This is a genomic window from Candidatus Methylomirabilota bacterium, assembly GCA_035260325.1.
In the GTDB taxonomy this organism is placed as follows: domain Bacteria; phylum Methylomirabilota; class Methylomirabilia; order Rokubacteriales; family CSP1-6; genus AR19.
This window is the reverse complement of record DATFVL010000082.1, coordinates 1-15153: the sequence shown is the minus strand read 5'-3', so window position 1 is coordinate 15153 and position 15153 is coordinate 1. Positions and strand designations below refer to the sequence as shown.

Sequence of the window (15153 nt, the reverse complement as noted above, 5' to 3'; positions counted from 1 at the left end):
GGCGCCGGCCAGCACCGGCGCCTCGCCTTCGGGCCCTTCGGGCGTGACGATGATCGAATGGGGGAGGCCTTCGGGGCCGCCGTCGTGGCCCAGGATCTCGTCGGTCCGGGCGCCGCCGGTCCGCTTCAGGGCGATCTTCTGCAGCTGGGTCTTGAGCTTCTCCTTGGCGAGCCTGCCGCCCTTCAGGCGGGCGCAGGCCTCGACGACCTCCTCGATGTACAGCTCGAAGATGTTGCGCCGGCGGAACTCGCTCTTGGCCCGCTCGCGCCGCCGCAGGAACACGCTGAGCCGGCGCCCGCACTCCTGCAGCGCGAGCTTGATCTCCTTCCGGATCTCGTCGTAGTCGGCGATCGCTTCCTTGGACTCGCTGGTGAACGGCACCCAGACCGAGGCCATGTGGACGAACACCACCATGGGGCCGGCCGGGAGCGCGCCCCTGGACTGGGCGATGCCGTAGTTCCGCCAGGCGGTCTCGAGCGTGGCCTTGAAGGTCGCGCAGGCCGACTGCTGGTAGAGCAGCGGCACGCGGTTGGCGTAGCGGATGACGCGGGCCAGCTCGTTGTCGTCCTCCCGCTGCTCGCCCTCGGCGAGCGGCGCCGCTGGCGCGTCCGGGGTCGCCGTCGCCTGGTCCGGACCCTTGCCGTAGGCCAGCCCCGCCTCGATGATGAACGGGTTGCCGCGGTACACCGCGGGCGGCCGGGTCACCGCCGTGTAGAAATCTCCCTTGATCTGCTTGTACAGGCCGTGGAGGATCGCCTTCTCGCCGATCGGTGACACGCAGTTCGACGGCGGCGCCATGATCTTGGTCGCCTGGATCGCCTTGTAGAGCGCCTCGGCGGTGTCGCCGTGGATGTTGCGCGGCCGCGCGTTGGGCGAGAGCTTCGCCGTCTTGCAGATCTCCTGGGCGACAGCGGACGAGACCCGGCTGAAATCGGCGGCGAGAAACCCCGAGAGGGAGTGGCTCTTGGTGTCGTGGAGCATTCGCAAGAGAATGCCGAACTCGATCCCGTACGGGTGCGGCTTGATCTCGCGCGGCTGGGGCGGCAGCTCGTGGATCGTCCGCGGGTACTCTCGGGTCTCCCCTTCCGGCGTCGCGTAGACGAGCTGCACGTGCGGGTTGGCGATGGCCACCTGCTCGAGGTACTCGTCCACCGAGGCGCGGCCCTTCTGATAACGCCCATCGATCTCGAGCGTCACCCGCGTGCCGCGCGGATGCTCCCAGTCGATCTTCTTGCTCTCGAAGATCCTCGGCTCGTTCTTCTTGGTGTCGATCTGGACTTCGAAGTAGTGGGCCGCCGCCCGCGGGCCGGTGCGCGAGATGATCTGCACGGGCTTGCCGGTCGTGAGCTGGGCGTACATGCCGGCCGCGGAGATGCCGATCCCCTGCTGGCCGCGGCTCATGCGGAGGCGATGGAACTTCGAGCCGTAGAGGAGCTTGGCGAAGATCGGCGGAATCTGCTGGCGGACGATGCCAGGGCCGTTGTCGGTCACGGTGACGCGGAAGCGCGTCGCCTGGCTCGCGGGCGGCGGCGCCGTCCCGTTGCTCGGCGCGACCTCCACCGTGACGACGACGTCGGGCAGGATCCCCGCCTCCTCGCACGCGTCGAGCGCGTTGTCCACGGCTTCCTTGACGCAGGTGAGGAGCGCCTTTCGTGGATTGTCGAAGCCGAGCAGGTGGCGGTTCTTGGTGAAGAATTCGGAGACCGAGATCTCCCGCTGGCGGGCGCCCATCTCGGCGGCGGAGACGGCGGGCTTCGGCCCGGCGGTCGAGGATACCGCGGCCTTCGGCGCGGCGGTCGGCGACTTGGCGAGCACGGTGGCCATCTCTTCTTTGATACCAGACCCGTGCTCGCGGTTCCTCCTTTATAGTCGTAGCCAAGGAGACGACCATGACGAGCCGACGCACACGACTGATCGCGGCCGGTGCGCTCGCCCTGATGTCCGCCGCTTCCACGGGCGCGCTCGCCGCCGAGGCGCCGGCGGGGCAGATGACCTGGGCGCTTCACTTCAGCCTGGCGCCGACCCTCTTCGAGCCGGCCGAGACGGCGGGCCTCATCACGCCGTTCATGCTGCTCTACGCGCTCCACGACGCGCTGGTGAAGCCGATGCCGGAGAGCGCCAGGACGCCCAGTCTGGCCGAGTCGTGGAGCTCGTCGCGCGACGGGCTCGTCTACGAGTTCGTGCTGCGCAAGGGAGCGACCTTCCACAACGGCGAGCCCGTCACGGCCGAGGACGTCAAGTTCTCGTTCGAGCGGTACCGCGGCATCTCCGCGAAGGCGCTCAAGGAGAAGGTCGCCGCGGTCGAGACGCCGGATCCCCGGCATGTCCGCTTCCGGCTCAAGCACCCGTGGCCGGACTTCATGGCGTTCTACGCCACACCGGCGACGGGCGCGGCCTGGATCGTCCCAAGGAAGTACGTCGAGAAGGTGGGTGAAGACGGCTTCAAGAAGGCGCCGGTCGGGGCCGGCCCCTACAAGCTCGTCTCGTTCACGCCGGGGGTCGAGCTCGTGCTGGAAGCCTTCGAGAGCTACTGGCGCAAGACGCCGAGCGTGAAGCGCCTCGTCTTCAAGGCGGTCCCGGACGCGGTCACGCGACTGGCCATGCTCAAGCGCGGTGAGGTGGACATCGCCTACGCGGTCACGGGTGAGCTCGGCGAGGAGGTGCGGCGCACGCCCGGGCTCACGCTGCGGCCGACTCCGTTCGTGGCCACCCACTGGCTGGTCTTCGCCGACCAGTGGGACGCGGCCTCTCCGTGGCACGACCGCCGCGTGCGCCTCGCCGCGAACCACGCCGTCAACCGCCAGGCGATCAACGAGGCCGTGACTCTCGGGTTCTCGAAGATCACCGGGAGCATCATCCCCACCAGCTTCGAGTTCTACTGGCAGCCGCCGGTGCGCCCCTACGATCCGGTCAGGGCCAGGCAGCTCCTCGCGGAAGCCGGGTACCCGAAGGGCTTCGACGCCGGCGACTTCTGGTGCGATGCCGGGGCCTGCGTGTACGCCGAGCCGATCCTCAACGACCTTCAGGCCGTCGGCATCAAGACGAGGCTCCGCCCGCTCGAGCGGGCGGGGTTCATCAAGGCGTATCAGGAGAAGAAGCTCAAGAACATCATCCACGGGTTGAGCGGCATCTTCGGCAACACGGCCACCCGGCTGGAGCCGTTCGTGATCTCGGGCGGCGGCTTCGCCTACGGGGGGTACCCCGACATCGACGGGCTCTTCAAGGAGCAGGCGGGTGAGCTCGACCCGAAGAAGCGCGAGGCGCTTCTCCATCGCATCCAGCAGCTGATCCACGACAAGGCCATGGTCCTCCCGATCTGGCAGCTCGCCCTCCTGCAGGGCGTGGGTCCGCGCGTGGCGGAATCGGGGTTCGGCCTCATCGCTGACTATCCGTGGTCGGCGCCGTACGAGGACTTGAAGCTCAAGGGGAAGTAGACGGGCGTCGCGCGGCGCGCGCCGCCGCGAGCTTCGAGGCGCGCTCGTGGAGCGCCGGCGAGCCGAGGCGCGCTGACCAAGCCGCGAAGTCGGCGCGTGGTCCGGTCCACTGGAGCGCGTCCACGTCGGCGCCGAGGAGCGCGTCAGCGCGCAGCGTGGCCAGCGTCCGGAACAGCAGCGCCCGCTCCCACTGCTCCGTGAGCGTCGTGGCCAGCCGCAACGATCCGCGCACGGGCACGTCCCACTCCGCGGCGAGCTTCGGAATGTGCTCGAGGTGCCCATAGCGGGCGAGCACCGTCGCCGCGGACTTCTCGCCCCAGCCCGGCAGACCGGGGTAACCGTCAGCGCTGTCGCCGACGAGCGCGAGCCAGTCGGGGATCGACGCGGGCAGGACGCCGAACTTCCGCCGCACCCCCGACTCGTCACGCACCTCGCGGGTGCGCCGATCGAGCTGGACGATGCGGTCACCGCGCACGCACTGCGCGAGGTCCTTGTCCGGCGTGCACACGACGACCTGCTCGACGCGCTCATCAGCGACAGCCATCACCGCGGCCGCGGCTAGCGCGTCGTCGGCCTCGAACTCGACCATGGGCCAGACGACCACGCCGAGTGCCTCCAGCGCGTCCTCCAGCGGCTGGAACTGGGCATAGAGCAGCGGATCGATCCCCTCGCCCGTCTTGTAGCCGGGCCAGAGCGCGTTGCGAAACGATTCGACGACGTGATCGGTCGCCACGCCCAGATGCGTGGCGCCGCCTTCGAGCATGCTCAGAATGGACACGACGACGCCGCGCACCGCCCTCAGCTCCTCCGGCGCGCTCCGGTCGAAGACCGCCGCCGGCGAGAGGAAGTGGCGGAACAGCTCGAACGTCCCGTCGACGAGATGGACGACCACGACCGGAACGATACGGCAGGGCGGCCCTCGAAGGAAGCGAGCGCCTGTGGGAGAATCGTCACGTGATGACTTCGGGACGGCTCGCCGCGCTCAGCGTCGTCGTCGCCATCGGCCCGGTCACGGCCTACGTGCTCCTGATCCGCGTCCCGATCATCCGCAACCACCCCGAGGGCTACGTGATCGCTTTCGCGCTGGCGACGGCCCTGGCGGCGCTGGCCGTGGCCCGCGCGCGGGTGCGCCGGTGGCCCGCGTGGCTGGCGCTCGGGCTCTCGAGTCTCTTGCTCGTCGGCGGCGCCTGGTTCGACTTCGTCATTGCGCGCGTGCCGGACGCTCCGACCGCGCTGCGGGTTGGCGAGCGACCGCCCGCCTTCACGCTGCCCGATGCCGCCGGCCGGCCGGTCTCGCTCGAGGATTACCGTGGCAAGAAGCCGGTCGTGCTCGTCTTCTACCGCGGCTACTGGTGACCGTTCTGCATGGCGGAGCTCCAAGGGCTTGGAGCGGAGCTGTCGGAGGCCGAAAAGGCCGGTGTGGAGATCGTCGCCATCTCACCCGATCCCAACGAGCGGAGCCAGAAGGTCGCCGAGGGCCTGCGCCTCGGCTTCCGGTTCCTCGCCGACCGCGACCTCGCCGTGGCGCGGCGCTATGGCTTGGTGCACGCGGGCGCGGGGCCGGACGGGCAGGACGTGCCGCGCCCGGCGACGGTCGTGCTGGATCGCGACGGGATCGTGCGCTGGTTCTCGGTCAGCCGGAACTTCCAGGTGCGACCCGACCCGGACGACGTCCTTCGCGCCGTGCGCGCGCTCTAGACCTCGCCGGCAATTCCCTGCCCGGGCCGCATCGAGCGACTTGACGATATGCACGATCGTGCATATGCTCGACTGTGGAGCTCGAATGGGATCCCCAGAAGGCAATCGACAATCTGCGCAAGCACGGCGTCGACTTCGCGGACGCCGGAACCGCGCTTCACGATGAGCAGGCGATCACCATTTCCGATGAGACTTCGGACGACGAGGATCGGTTCGTCACGCTCGGGATGGACGCGCTTGGCCGGATTCTCGTGGTCGCATACACGTGCCGCGACGACCGTCCGCGATGAAGAAGCAGTACGATTTTAGGTACGGTCGTCGCGGTGCCGTTCTTCGCACCCCGTCCGGCAAGACGCGAATCACCATCAGGATCGACGACGACGTCCTTCAGTGGTTTAGGGATCAGGTTCACAAGGCCGGAGGGGGGAGCTATCAGGCCCTCATCAACCAAGCTTTGCGCAGCGTCGCGCAGTCGACCGAACAGAATCTCGAAGGTACCCTGCGTCGTGTGTTGCGTGAGGAGTTACCCCGGTACGGGGTCCGACGGAAGGCCAGTCCATGAGGCCTACGGCAGGAGATCGGCGACGCGGATGCCGGCGGAGGGCGCGGCGAGCGGGGTGACCGTGGCGTCGGCGCCGAGCGTCTCGATCGCCGCGTAGCCCCAGTGCCGCCGAGCCGGACCTGGTCTCGCCGGCTCGCGGTGGACTTCGAGCACGCGATCGACGAGGTTGACGATCCAGTAATCCACGATCCGCGCGCGCGCATAGGCCGCGGCCTTCCGCCCTCGGGCGAGGCGCGAGCCCGAGTGAGCGACCTCGACGACGAGCGCCGGGCGCGTCGGATGCGCATCGACGTAATCACGCGGCGAGCCACGGACGACGCAGACGTCCGGCTCCGGCTCGGACCGGTCGTCGAGGGTGATCGGGCTCTGCGTCTGGACGAACCAGCCCTCGCCGAACGCCCGCTCCACCGCCTTCGCCGCGAGCAGCACCGCCGTCCGGTGCGGGCTCGCCTGCGGCTCCTTCACGAGCAGCAACCCGTCGAGCAGCTCGATCGGGTCGTCCTCGTCGAGGAAGCCGTGGTCGATCAGCCGCGCGTACTCGCGGCGGGTCCAGCGACGCACCACGGGCCGCTCCGCTTGCTTCATGGGGTGGAGCCTACGCGCATGCTCGAACGGCGGCAACGCTCCTGAATGGATACGGCAGTCAGCGGCGGCGCCCTCGCCGTGTCGCCGCTCCTGTCTCGACGTCGAGCGTCGCGAGCCCTTCGGCAGCGGCGGCTCGAAGCAGTCGCTGGTCCGCCGCGACGACGATCACCGTCTCATCCCACCGGTTCTGCAGTGTCAGCGCCGAGGCCAGGTGGATCCCGTCGAACCCACGAAGGGCGTGGCGCTGGATGACGAGACGGGCAGCGCCGAGCACGTCTTCGTCGAGACGGATCCGCAGATACCCGGACCAGTCTCGTTCGAATTGCTCGCACGCGTTCGCGTAGTCGGTCGCGGACAGGTGGCCGTCGCGATGCCGGCGGGCCAGTCCCGAGTACGTTTCTGCATAGGCGATCGTGGCCGTGCCGACGGGCGCGTCGGGCCGCGTCAAGCGCGCCACGGACGCGGACCCGCGTTCCGCGACGAACCGCTTGATCAGCGCACTGGTGTCCAGGTACGTCAGCGTCGATCCTCGAGGATCGTGCGAGAGACCGGCTGCCCCGAGACGCGGACCCGGCGGACACGTGTGAGGCGCTTGGCGGTCGGCAAGATCACGAGGCCGCTGGCCGCCAGCTTGGCGAGCTGCGCCTGGAGCGACTGCGGCTTCTCGATGGACCCGATGGACGCGAGGATGGCCACCGGCCTGCCGCGCTCGGTGACGACGACCTCTTCGCCTCGCTTCGCGCGTCCCAGGTAGTGCGTCAGCCGATTCTTGAGGTCACGAACTCCGACCGTCGCCATGGCCGACCTCCATGTAGCCATTGTAGCCACTAGCTGCGGTCACGTCTACCCCGCCGCCGGCGACAGGCGGGTCAGCCGGTCACGGGAGCAGATACGCGACGAGGATGCTCCATCCCGGTGTCGCCAGAGGCGTGACGCGCGCGGAGGCGTCGAGCACCTCGCGGCGGGCGTAGCGCCAGCCGAACGGCGCCGCGGCGTCGGGGGCCGGCTCGCGGTACACCTCGAGGACGCGGTCCACCAGGTTGAGGATCCAATAGTCCGGCAGGCCGGCCCGCGCGTAGAGGCTGCCCTTGTGCTGGCGATCGACGGCGAGGCTCGACTCGGCCACCTCGACGGTGAGGGCCGGACGCGAGGGATGCGCGCGGCCATAGTCCTCTAGACTCCCCTGGACGACCGCGACGTCGGGCTCGGGCTCGGAGTCGTCGTCGAGTCCGATGGGCCCTTGCGAGCGAACGGTCCACCCCGGCCCGAACGCGGCCTCCAGCGCTTTCGCGGTCTTCTGGATCGCCGTGTAGTGCGGCGCGCTTTGGGGTTCGGCGACCATGAGCTCACCGCCGATCAGCTCGATGGCCTCGCCCGGCTGGAACACGCCGAGGTCGATGATCCTCTCGTACTCGGCTCGGCTGAAGCGTCGGGCCCTGGCCTCGTAGCTCGCCATCGCGCGCATCGTATCGGCGGCCCACGGGCGCGTCAACGTATCTCGATGGATACACGAGAGGCCACGATGCTAGGCTTGGGTGGACATCGCCCATGGAGCGCTCATTCCCGATCGTCAGGCACCCAGCGCCGGGGGCGCGCACGCCGGTGCTGGTGAGCGTGCCCCACTACGGCACGGAGCCCCTGCCCCACATCACCCGTGACGACTACTGCGAGCCATCGTTCGAGACCTTCGCGTACGGGTTTGCCGATACCTTCGCCGGCGATCTCTACGCCGACTTATATAAGGATGGGGCCACGGTCCTGGCGACACCGTTCTCGCGCATGTTCGTGGACGTCAATCGCCGCCGCGACGACTTCGAGCACAAGGACGGCGAGGTGCGCTCCCGGCGCGGCGTAGTGCGCACCCACACCATGCGCGACGCGCCGATCTTCGCGCGTCCGCTCGGGCTCGGCGACCTCGAGGAGCGCTTGCGGACGCTCTACGACCCCTACTACGCGGCCCTGGAGCTCCTGCTCGCCGAGCTGCGCCAGGCCTACGGGCACGCGCTGCTCCTCGACGGTCACACCGGGAGCCCGCGGCGGATGAAGGACCACCAGGTGATCATCGGCACGCGCCACGATGCGACGTGCGCCCCGGCGCTCGCGGCGACCGCGGCCGCGATCTTCACCCGTCACGGCTTCGAGGCGCACCAGAACGTCAGCGGCTACACCGGGGGCAACATCGTGGCCACGTATGGTCAACCCCGGACCCGGCGCGTCCACGCGCTCCAGCTGGAGATCAATGCGTCCTTGCTGATGACGACCACGGGCGAGGAGTTCATCGCCCAGGTGAGACGAGGGGAAATCCCCGAGAAGGCGGAAGCGAACATCGCCCGGATTCGCCAGTGCCTCCGCGAGGTGCTGGCGGCCCTGCCGCCGGTCCTCGCGGCCGTGCACGAGTCGTAGCGACGAGCCGAGGCGCCTCGGCGATCGTCTCGGGCTGTCTCTGAACTGCGGCGTTGATCCCGGTGCATTACCGTGGTAATAGACGTGTATGTCACCGATCGCCCACTCGAAGCTCACCGCGCAGGGCCAGGTGTCCGTCCCGGCCGCGGTCCGTCGGCGCCTTGGCGTAGGCCCGGGAGCCCTCCTGGAGTGGGACGACGACGGCGGCGCCATCGTAGTCCGCCGGGCGGGGCGCTACTCTTCCGACGACATCCATCGGGCACTCTTCCCGAAGCGCGCCCCAAAGCCGAAGACGCTCGAGCAGCTCAAGGAGGGAATCCGGCGCCACGCGCGGAAGCAGCATGCGCGCCGTTGACACCAATGTCCTCGTCCGCCTGATCACGCGCGACGATGCCAGGCAAGCGGCGGCCGCCGACTCCTTCGTCGAATCCGGCGGATGGGTCGGTCACCTCGTGCTCGCCGAGACGACCTGGGTTCTGAGCGCAGTTTACGACCTCGCTCCGCCTGCAATTGCCACCGCGGTCGAGATGCTTCTCAACCACCAGCACGTGACGATTCAGGACGCCGACGTCGTCACCGCAGCGCTGGAGCGCTACCGGCGACACCCGCGGGTGGACTTTTCCGACTGCCTGGTCCTCGAGATCGCTCGCAAGGCCGGGCACCTGCCCGTCGGCACGTTCGACCGGAAGTTCGCAAGGCTCGACGGGGCGCAGAAGATCTAACTCAGTCGTGAAGCGCGAGGATTTGACATGAAAATCCGCATCGGAGTCGGGGCCGGAGGCGCTTCCTCTACGCCGGACGCGCTGGCCGAGCTCGTCACGGGTCTGGATCAGCTGGGGTTCGACTCGCTGTGGCTCTCGGAGGTGCTGACCGGCCCCGTGCTCGATCCCGTGGTGGGCCTCGCCTGGGCGGCCGCGAGCAATCCGCGCGTGAAGCTCGGGACCACGATGCTCTTGCCGGGGCGCAACGTCGTGCGGCTCGCCAAGCAGCTCGCGAGCCTGGACGTGCTCTGCCAGGGGCGCCTGCTGGTGACGCTGGTCCCCGGGCTCACCTACGCGCCGGAGCGCGATGCGATCGGCGTCGAGCCCAAGCGCCGCGGTGCCGTCATCGACGAGGCGCTTCCGCTGTTGCGGCGCCTGTGGGCGGGCGAGACGGTGAGCCACGAGGGCGCAGCCGGGAGCTTCCGCGACGTCAAGCTCTCGCCTCTACCGGTGCAGCAGCCGCTCGAGGTCTGGCTCGGCGGCACGGTGCCCGCCGCCCTCGAACGCTGCGGCCGGTTGTCGGACGGGTGGCTGCCCTCGCTGTGCACGCCGGAGGAGGCGGCGGCGGGACGCGTCGTGATCGAAGACGCCGCGGCCCGGGCCGGGCGCTCGATCAGCAGCGAGCACTTCGGCGTGAGCATCGGCTACGCCGGCGCGCCCCTCGACCCGGCGACCGCGCGCATGATGATCGCCCGGCGTCCGCGATCGGTCGAGCTGACGCCGGTCGGGTTGCCCGCGCTGCGGAAGCTCATCGAGCGCTTCATCGCCGTCGGCTTCTCCAAGTTCGTCGTGCGTCCGGTGACGGCGCCCGCGTCCTGGCGCGCCGAGCTCGAGGCCCTGTCGGCGGCGGTGGGTGACCTCCAGACCTGACTCACCCCGTGTACACGGCAAGGCCGACGGCCCGCGCCCCGGCGGCGAGTCGCACGTCGAACACCGCCATCGAGGCCGCCCGGGCCGCGAGGGCCAACGCCAGGTGAAGCGCGTCGGCCGCGCGGAGCGGCGTGGTCGTCAACGTGAGGAGGAGGTGCTCCGCACGACGGTGAAGCTCGCGGGTCAGCTCGACGCGCTGGTACGGCGACCCGTCGAGGCTTTCGATGATCGTGCGCTGCACGCGACGCGCGGCCTCCGGCGTGAGGGCGCCCTGACGCACGCCTCGTGACAACGCCGAGGCGACCTCGGTGACGGCGAGATCGGCTACGACGAGGTCGTCCCGTCCCTCGATGGCGCGGGTGAATTCGGCGCTCCCGGGCTCGGCGAGGTAGAGCTTGAGCAGCGCGCTCGTGTCGCAGTAGAGCGGGCCGGGCAGCGCGGCCCCGTATGCGGCGTGTTGCTCGCGAAGCCGCGCCGGAGTGCCTGTTCTAGAGGCGATCCTCGCGGTCCTCGTCGAGCGTCGTGGAGAGCGGAGGATCGAAGACTGGCATCCGGCGGCGGAGTGCAGCGAAGTTGGGAACGCCTTTGCCGCGCGGCCGGTCGAGCGGCACGAGCTTCGCCACGGGCCGTCCGTGCTCCGTGATCACGACCTCACGGCCCTTTTTGACCTCGTCGAGCAGTACCGACAGGTTCTGACGGGCTTCGCGGACGCCGGCGGTTCGCATAACCTGAGTATGCTACATGTAGCACATTCGGTCAAGCGACGACGGTACGCCAGTGGCTCCTGACTCGGTCGCGACACGGCGGGATCCGGCGACGCCCTCCAGGCGGCGCGGCGTCCTGCTGGTGGCCTGCGCCGCGGTCTGCTGGAGCAGCGGCGGGCTCATCGCTCGCCTCGTCACCACCAGCCCCTGGACGACCAGCCTGTGGCGCAGCGTCTTCGCCTCGCTCTTCCTGAGTCTGGTGCTGTGGGTGGTCCGGGGCCGCGGGATCTTCGCGCAATGGCGCGGCGGGGGGCGCCCGGTCCTGGTCGTGGCCGTGTGCATGGCGCTCGCCTCGACGTGCTTCATCTTTTCGCTGGCGCACACGTCGGTGGCCAACACGCTGATCCTCATGTCCACGGGACCCTACGTGGCCGGACTCCTGGGCTGGATGCTCCTCGGCGAGCGCGTCGCGCTGCGCACGTGGCTGACGATGGGGGTCGCGCTCGCGGGCGCGGTCGTCATGGTGTCCGATTCCTACGGTCGCGGCGCGCTGGTCGGCGACCTGCTCGCGATCGTCATGGCGACGAGCTTCGCGACCGCCACTGTCCTCATCCGCCGGCACCCCGAGATCCAGATGGCGCCGGCGGCGGCGCTGGCGACGGCGCTCACGGCGCTGGTGGCGCTGCCGCTGGCCGATCCGCTCCGAACCGCGCCGCGCGACCTGGCGCTCCTCGCGTTCTTCGGCGTGGGGCAATTCGGCGCGGGCTTCCTGCTCTTCATGGCCGGCGCGCGCTTGATTCCCGCCGCGCAGAGCTCGCTGATCGGCATGCTGGAGACCGTGCTGGGGCCGCTGTGGGTCTGGCTCGTGCTGAGCGAGCGCCCCGGCGCGGCGTCGCTGGCGGGCGGCGCCCTGATCCTGGCGGCACTCCTCGCGAACACCCTCGTCGACCTCGTCACGCCGCGGCGGCCACCGGCCACAGGCCCGTGACGTTCAGCGCGCGCCATTCGCACGGGCACTGGAGTACCATGGCCACACCCCAACGAGGAGGCGACGATGGCGAGGATCGAGCCGCTGCGCATCCACCAGGTTGACGACGAGATCCGGCACCTCTGCGAGGAGGCCGAGCGCCAGACCGGCACCTCGGCGAGCCCGCGGACCTACGCGAAGAACCCGGGCGTGCTCAAGGCGCTCACCGCCTTCCGCGCGGCGCTCGCCCGCGAGGGCACGATCGACCCCGTGCTCCGCGAGCTGGTGCGGCTGAAGATCGCCGCTCTCAACGACTGTCGCTACTGACTCACCCTGCGTTATGCCGGGGCCCGGCATGCGGGGGCGACCGAGGCGAAGATCGCGGCGATCGACGACGAGAGCTCGGACCTCCTGAGCCCGCGCGAGCGGGCCGCCATCCGGTTCGCCGAGAAGCTCGCCGTCGACCACCACAAGGTCGACGACGCGCTCTGGTCCGAGGTGCGCGCCCACTTCTCGGAGGCCGAGATCATCGAGCTGGTGGCGCACACGACGCTCTACATCGGCTTCGGCCGGTTCAACGCGATCGTGGGGCTCGATCCGGCGTAGCGCGCCTCAGGCCGAGAGGATCCGCTCGCCGACGATGAAGCGCTTGTTGGAGGTGTACGGCCGCACCTCCGGCTTCCAGCGCCCGACGTCCGACGTGTCGTTCCAGAGCTTCGACATCGGCAGGTCGGTGCGCTCGACCTCGTACGCGCAAAGATAACGCGGCTCCCCGGCGGCCGCCGTCCGGTAGCGCACGGCGTTGACGCATCCGGTGAGCTTCAGCAGCAGCGGCAGGTGCTCCGTGTCGTAGAGCTCGTTGAAGAGGGCCTCGCGGTGGGGCTCGACGTCCATCATCACCCAGAAGACGTACGGGGTCTTCCCGGTGAGCGCCGCGCTCCCGCCCACCCACTCGTACATGGCCCGATGACGATTCATCGTGTGCGGGCGCACCGCGGTGGCCCACCGTCCCGCCTCGCCGGCCGCCTTCCACGCCGCGCTGTCGATGACCGCCGGCCCGTCCAGCTCGTAGGCGGCGAGGTAGCGCGGCTCGGTCGGCGCGGGCTGCCGGTAGCGGCTGGCCCGGCGCGCCCCGGGCACGGCCCGGAGGTTGGGGACGTGCTCTCGGTCGTACACCTCGTTGAAGGTGGCCTCGTGGTCGTGGGCCACGTCCATCCGCACCAGGTACAGCGCGTGAGCGCCCATGCGTTCCCTCCTGTCCCCGCGGACTGTATCATGCGCGCCATATGATCGCCTCGGCGGACGTCGTCGTCGTCGGCTCCGGCGCCTTCGGCGCGAGCGCCGCGTACCATCTGGCGCGGCGCGGCGTCCGCGTGACGGTGCTCGAGCGCGCCGGCCTCGCCTCGCAGACCTCGCCGCGCGCGGCCGGGCTCAGCAGCCAGGTCCGCGCGACTCCGGCGCTCACGCGGCTCGCGCAGCGCGCGGTGGCGAAGCTCGCGGCGTTCACCGGCGAGACCGGCCAGCCGCTCCGCTTCACCCAGAGCGGCGCGCTGAAGATCGCGCGCATCGAACGCGACGCCGAGCAGCTGGCGCGCGAGGTGGCGCGGGGCGGCGCGGCCGGCGTCCCTATCGACTTCGTCTCCGTCGCCGAGGCGCGGCGGCGGCTGCCGATCCTCGGCGAGCGCGGCATTGTCGCCGTGACGTGGAGCCCGACGGACTGCAACGTGGAGCCGTCCGAGCTGCCGCTCGGCTACTGCCGCGCGGCGGAAAAGCTTGGGGCCGTGCTGCTCCCGCACACGCCGGCCACGGGCTTCGAGATCGGGCCACGGGGCGTGGAGGGCGTGCGCACGCTCCGCGGCACGATCGCGACGCGCGTCGTGGTGGACGCCGCGGGCGCGTGGGCGCGGCTCGTCGCCGCGGGGCTCGGCGGGTCGCTGCCCGTCGTGCCGACGCGCCACCAGCTCCTGATCACCGAGCCTATTCGAGGCGTCAGCCCCGAATTCCCGATCGCCCGCGTGATCGACGCCAACGTCTACGTGCGCCACGAGCGCGGCGGGCTGATGCTGGGCGGGTACGAGCCCGATCCCGTGCAGCTCGACGCGGCCGCGCTGCCGCCGTCGTTCGACATGGCCGAGCTGCCGCTCGACATCCAGGTGCTGTGGCGACTCGCGAAGAGCGTGAGCGAGCAGTTCCCGATCTTCCAGGACCCCACGATCCGCGTCGCTGAGCACCGCGGCGGGCTGCCGACGCTCACGACGGACGACCGCTACCTCGTGGGGCCGCTCCCCGGCGTGGCCGGCGCGTGGGTGATGAGCGGCTGCTGCGTCGGCGGCCTCAGCATCTCTCCGGCGCTCGGCGAGGCGATCGCCGAGTGGATCCTCGACGGGGCGCCGGCGCTCGACCTCTCCGAGATCTCCACCGCGCGCTTCGCCGGACGCGACCCCGAGGAGACCGAGCTGCGCGAGCGATGCCGGCAGGCCTACGCGACCCACTACCGGGCGGGCGCCGAGACGTAACCTCAGACGCCGGTGCCGAAGCGGGTTTAGAATGGCGCCATGGACAGACCATCGACGAGCGAGTGCAAACACGGCTTGAGACGCGGCTGCGCGTACTGCCACTCCACCACCCCGACCGTGACGCCCCAGACAGGACAGAGGAAGCGGACCCGGGCCTCCACCCTCTCGGAGAAGATGAACGACCGGATGACGGCGTTGAGGCGGCGGCTTCGCGAGATTCGCGGCGAGTAACCCCGCCGCCGCGACCGGCACTCACTCCGGGCCAGGCGCCGGATATATCTCAGACGCCGGTGCCGAAGCCTCCGGCGGCGCGAACGGTCGCCGCCTCGCCCATGTGCCCCGCGGAATGAAACAGGGCGATGTTGCTCAGCACCAGTGAGCGCGGCCGGCCGGGAAAAGCCTTCACCAGCATCTCTTTCCGCGCGCCGAACGCCCCCTCGGCGGCGGCGCGTTCGACGGCCTCAGCCGCCACCTGACCTTCCCAGTCCTGGGGCTTGAAGCCCGAGACGACGTCGCGCGTGCGGAGCCCCACCGTGTCGCGGTACTCGCGGAGCGCGCCGAGATCGATCTGCCGCGTCACCTCCGTGACCTCGGGGCTGGTCATGCCGATGCCGAAGTCGCGGCGGGCGACGCCCAGGCGCTTCCGCCACGCG

General features: G+C 70.2%; 21 protein-coding genes. 11 read left to right on the top strand and 10 right to left on the bottom strand.

From position 1 onward, the window contains the following. A partial coding sequence (locus tag VKG64_05940) for a DNA topoisomerase VI subunit B (GenBank protein ID HKB24580.1) occupies nt 1-1824 on the bottom strand: 1824 nt, incomplete at its 3' end. A gap of 65 nt (nt 1825-1889) precedes the next feature. On the opposite strand from VKG64_05940, the gene VKG64_05935 reads away from it, so the two are divergent. After that, nucleotides 1890-3434 (top strand): ABC transporter substrate-binding protein, encoded by a 1545-nt coding sequence (locus VKG64_05935; protein ID HKB24579.1) that lies wholly within the window; start codon nt 1890-1892, stop codon nt 3432-3434. Here VKG64_05935 and VKG64_05930 read toward each other — a convergent pair. Then, the gene (locus VKG64_05930; protein ID HKB24578.1) at nt 3421-4326 is read right to left on the bottom strand and encodes a 5'-3' exonuclease H3TH domain-containing protein; all 906 of its coding nucleotides are present in this window, start codon (nt 4324-4326) and stop codon (nt 3421-3423) included. The two genes, VKG64_05935 and VKG64_05930, sit on opposite strands and share 14 nt — an antisense overlap. 65 nt (nt 4327-4391) lie before the next feature. On the opposite strand from VKG64_05930, the gene VKG64_05925 reads away from it, so the two are divergent. The 3 genes from VKG64_05925 to VKG64_05915 all read left to right on the top strand — a co-directional run bounded on the left by VKG64_05925 (nt 4392) and on the right by VKG64_05915 (nt 5694). Beyond that, nucleotides 4392-5132, top strand: a complete 741-nt coding sequence (locus tag VKG64_05925; GenBank protein ID HKB24577.1) for a peroxiredoxin — start codon at nt 4392-4394, stop codon at nt 5130-5132. A gap of 74 nt (nt 5133-5206) precedes the next feature. Continuing rightward, the gene (locus VKG64_05920) at nt 5207-5422 is read left to right on the top strand and encodes a BrnT family toxin (protein ID HKB24576.1); all 216 of its coding nucleotides are present in this window, start codon (nt 5207-5209) and stop codon (nt 5420-5422) included. Further along, entirely contained in the window at nt 5419-5694 is a 276-nt protein-coding gene (locus tag VKG64_05915) for a BrnA antitoxin family protein (protein HKB24575.1), read from the top strand. Before VKG64_05920 ends, VKG64_05915 begins: the two co-directional genes overlap by 4 nt. Before the next feature lie 3 nt (nt 5695-5697). On the opposite strand, the gene VKG64_05910 is transcribed toward VKG64_05915, so the two are convergent. The 4 genes from VKG64_05910 to VKG64_05895 all read right to left on the bottom strand — a co-directional run bounded on the left by VKG64_05910 (nt 5698) and on the right by VKG64_05895 (nt 7735). Next, a complete protein-coding gene (locus VKG64_05910; protein HKB24574.1) occupies nt 5698-6279 on the bottom strand; it encodes a Uma2 family endonuclease in 582 nt (193 codons plus the stop codon). Between the two features lie 58 nt (nt 6280-6337). Then, nucleotides 6338-6790, bottom strand: a complete 453-nt coding sequence (locus tag VKG64_05905; GenBank protein ID HKB24573.1) for a type II toxin-antitoxin system VapC family toxin — start codon at nt 6788-6790, stop codon at nt 6338-6340. A gap of 5 nt (nt 6791-6795) precedes the next feature. Next, nucleotides 6796-7077: a type II toxin-antitoxin system prevent-host-death family antitoxin gene (locus VKG64_05900; GenBank protein HKB24572.1), complete on the bottom strand. Its 282-nt coding sequence runs from the start codon at nt 7075-7077 to the stop codon at nt 6796-6798. 79 nt (nt 7078-7156) lie between these two features. After that, a complete protein-coding gene (locus VKG64_05895; protein ID HKB24571.1) occupies nt 7157-7735 on the bottom strand; it encodes a Uma2 family endonuclease in 579 nt (192 codons plus the stop codon). A 92-nt stretch (nt 7736-7827) separates the two neighbouring features. Here VKG64_05895 and VKG64_05890 point away from each other — a divergent pair, with 92 nt between their 5' ends. The 4 genes from VKG64_05890 to VKG64_05875 all read left to right on the top strand — a co-directional run bounded on the left by VKG64_05890 (nt 7828) and on the right by VKG64_05875 (nt 10313). Next, nucleotides 7828-8682 (top strand): N-formylglutamate amidohydrolase, encoded by an 855-nt coding sequence (locus VKG64_05890; protein ID HKB24570.1) that lies wholly within the window; start codon nt 7828-7830, stop codon nt 8680-8682. A gap of 88 nt (nt 8683-8770) precedes the next feature. Then, the gene (locus VKG64_05885; GenBank protein ID HKB24569.1) at nt 8771-9037 is read left to right on the top strand and encodes an AbrB/MazE/SpoVT family DNA-binding domain-containing protein; all 267 of its coding nucleotides are present in this window, start codon (nt 8771-8773) and stop codon (nt 9035-9037) included. Next, on the top strand, nt 9024-9404 hold the full coding sequence (locus tag VKG64_05880) for a type II toxin-antitoxin system VapC family toxin (protein ID HKB24568.1): 381 nt from the start codon (nt 9024-9026) through the stop codon (nt 9402-9404). The genes VKG64_05885 and VKG64_05880 overlap by 14 nt, the downstream gene beginning before the upstream one ends. Nucleotides 9405-9431: 27 nt before the next feature. Then, nucleotides 9432-10313 (top strand): LLM class flavin-dependent oxidoreductase, encoded by an 882-nt coding sequence (locus VKG64_05875; GenBank protein ID HKB24567.1) that lies wholly within the window; start codon nt 9432-9434, stop codon nt 10311-10313. 1 nt (nt 10314) lies between these two features. On the opposite strand, the gene VKG64_05870 is transcribed toward VKG64_05875, so the two are convergent. Both VKG64_05870 and VKG64_05865 read right to left on the bottom strand, forming a co-directional pair. Further along, nucleotides 10315-10749 (bottom strand): type II toxin-antitoxin system VapC family toxin, encoded by a 435-nt coding sequence (locus VKG64_05870; GenBank protein HKB24566.1) that lies wholly within the window; start codon nt 10747-10749, stop codon nt 10315-10317. Between the two features lie 52 nt (nt 10750-10801). Next, a complete protein-coding gene (locus VKG64_05865; protein ID HKB24565.1) occupies nt 10802-11038 on the bottom strand; it encodes a type II toxin-antitoxin system prevent-host-death family antitoxin in 237 nt (78 codons plus the stop codon). Nucleotides 11039-11090: 52 nt separating this feature from the next. Between VKG64_05865 and VKG64_05860 the strand changes: the two genes are divergently transcribed. Then, nucleotides 11091-12005, top strand: a complete 915-nt coding sequence (locus tag VKG64_05860) for a DMT family transporter (protein ID HKB24564.1) — start codon at nt 11091-11093, stop codon at nt 12003-12005. A 66-nt stretch (nt 12006-12071) separates the two neighbouring features. Then, entirely contained in the window at nt 12072-12311 is a 240-nt protein-coding gene (locus tag VKG64_05855) for a carboxymuconolactone decarboxylase family protein (protein HKB24563.1), read from the top strand. 285 nt (nt 12312-12596) lie between these two features. On the opposite strand, the gene VKG64_05850 is transcribed toward VKG64_05855, so the two are convergent. Further along, the gene (locus VKG64_05850; protein HKB24562.1) at nt 12597-13229 is read right to left on the bottom strand and encodes a hypothetical protein; all 633 of its coding nucleotides are present in this window, start codon (nt 13227-13229) and stop codon (nt 12597-12599) included. Nucleotides 13230-13270: 41 nt separating this feature from the next. Between VKG64_05850 and VKG64_05845 the strand changes: the two genes are divergently transcribed. Beyond that, nucleotides 13271-14500 (top strand): FAD-binding oxidoreductase, encoded by a 1230-nt coding sequence (locus VKG64_05845; GenBank protein ID HKB24561.1) that lies wholly within the window; start codon nt 13271-13273, stop codon nt 14498-14500. Nucleotides 14501-14780: 280 nt separating this feature from the next. Here the strand turns inward: VKG64_05845 and VKG64_05840 are convergent. Then, the coding region (locus VKG64_05840; GenBank protein ID HKB24560.1) for a hypothetical protein at nt 14781-15153 on the bottom strand (373 nt) is incomplete at its 5' end.